The organism is Nodosilinea sp. LEGE 07298 (assembly GCF_015207265.1).
GTDB lineage: Bacteria > Cyanobacteriota > Cyanobacteriia > Phormidesmidales > Phormidesmidaceae > Nodosilinea.
Genome location: NZ_JADEXE010000532.1, coordinates 1 through 2,151 on the forward strand (window position 1 = coordinate 1; position 2,151 = coordinate 2,151).

At 60.8% G+C, this 2,151-nt stretch carries 1 protein-coding gene and 1 pseudogene; one reads left to right on the plus strand and one right to left on the minus strand.

All coding sequences use genetic code 11. The features are described 5' to 3' along the window. Positions 1-630, minus strand: a pseudogene (locus IQ273_RS32710) (hypothetical protein); the annotation flags it as partial. A 433-nt stretch (positions 631-1,063) separates the two neighbouring features. Between IQ273_RS32710 and IQ273_RS32715 the strand changes: the two are divergent. Continuing rightward, a partial coding sequence (locus IQ273_RS32715) for a serine/threonine-protein kinase (RefSeq protein ID WP_194027243.1) occupies positions 1,064-2,151 on the plus strand: 1,088 nt, incomplete at its 3' end.

Below are 2,151 nucleotides of genomic sequence, written 5' to 3' on the forward strand. Positions count from 1 at the left end.
CACCAGCACCGTGCCCTGCCCGGCAATGACGCGATCGCGCAGCAGGGTAAAGGCGCTATTGGTTAGGTCGCCGTCGGTCAGCAGCAGCACGCCGTCGTAGCCCAGCCAGTCAGGGGTGACGGTTGGAGCCAGGGCGACTTCTGCAAAGCTGAGGGAACTATCGACGGCGGTCCCGTCGCGCAGCAGGGTCAGGAGGGTAGTTTTGCCTGTGCGGGGGTCGCCTGCGATCGCAATTTGCAGGGTCTGGCGCTCTAGCCCACTGACCAGGGCCTGGTGGTCGTGGCGATAGCCCTTCAGGCTGGTCTGCAGCGTATCTAGCGCTAGGGCTGAGCCGTTGACCAACTCGCTCTCCTGGGCCAGGGTATCGATCAGGCTGGCCAGGGCGGCCAGCTCGGCCTCTACCCGAGGGCGATCGACGACGGGTGGGGCAATTGGTTTGGGAGCCGCTGGGGTGGAGTCGTCCCGCCGCCACCACCAGATCCCCGAACCTAGGGCGATCGCGCTCAGCAGCGTGGAGCTATCGAGGGGGTTGAAGTGGGCGCTGCCCAGCAGGGCCAGGGTTGCCGAAAGACCCAGGCCACCCACCAGCAGCGGTCGCTTCAGCAGGGCAGGTAGCCCTAAGGATGGCATGAAGCCTCCCAGGAGACCGGATGTTTTAGATGATTCTTGAGAATGGTTGGAATTGGTCTTAGAAGCCTCAGAAAGCTCAGAAGTCTTTAGATTAGTCGTGTTGTCGTTGCCCATTACTTCTAGCCCCACGGCCCAACGGCCTTTTACAATTTGAGTGCGCTGTCTGCATTACCGCCGGTCAAAGTTGAAGATGCTGCCTCCTATGCCGCTGATGCGACGGTTGGCTGATGCGATCGCAGGCTAAACCCTCATAGCCTTATTTTGGCAAAGGGTTGGGCATTCCTCCAGTAGGGTCTTCCTACCCGTTGACGGCGTAGATTCCGGCCCAGGGGATGCGCACGGCGGGGGTCGGTAATCCTACTGTAAACTGGTGTAGCGATCGTCCTGGCAGACTGGCTGCCCAATTTTCAGCCCCTGAACTGTTCCAAACGCTATGCACCCAACCCTGATCCCTGGTACTACCCTTCAGAACCGCTACCGCGTGCTGCAAGAGCTGGGTTATGGCGGCTTTGGGCGCACTTATCTGGCTGAAGACCTGGGCCGCTTTAACGAACGCTGCGCCGTTAAAGAACTTGAACCTCAGCAGGGCGACCAATTTTCAGATAAAGCGCTGCAGCTCTTTCAGCGCGAAGCTGCCATTCTTTACAGCATTGAGCATCCGCAGATTCCCAAATTTCAGGCCATTTTTGAGGAAAATCAGCGGCTGTTTTTGGTCCAGGACTACATCGACGGCGTCACCTACCGTGAACTGCTCAACCAGCGCCTGCAGCAGGGCATGAAATTCTCAGAGGCGGAGGTGCGACAGTTTTTGCAGCAGATGTTGCCGGTGCTGGCCCACATTCACAGCAAGGGGATTATTCACCGCGATATCAGCCCCGACAATGTCATGCAGCGCCAGACCGATAACCTGCCGGTGCTGATTGACTTTGGCGTGGTCAAAGAGGTGGTTACTCGCATTCAGCCGCCCGGCCCCCACAGCCAGGCGACCTCGGTAGGCAAGCTGGGCTACGCTCCCAGCGAGCAGATGCAGTCGGGCCGCGCCTACCCCAGCAGCGATCTCTACGCCCTGGCGGTCACTGCCATTGTGCTGCTGACCGGCAAAGAACCTCAAGACATTTTCGACGATGTCAACCTGAGCTGGAATTTGCCCAACACCATCAGCCCTGGCCTGCGGCAGGTACTGCTACGGGCTACTAGCTACCGACCGGGCGATCGCTACCAGTCAGTCAGTGAAATGGCCCAGGCCCTTGGCGCTATGGGCGGCGCTACGGGCACTGGACAGGGGCAGCCTGCCGTGCCCCCGTCACCATCCCAGGTGAGAACAGTGGCTGTCGGACGGCAGTACCAGCCGACCCAGGTGGGTGCTCCGCCCCCGACGCCGACCTATACCGCTCCCGTCCCCGCTGTCGAACCCGCCTCGGTGTGGGAAAACCCCTGGGCCGTGGCGGTCATTGGTGGTGCCCTGGCTCTGCTGGCTGGCCTGGGCGGCTGGACGGTGGTCAGTCTGCTCAACCGTGCCCC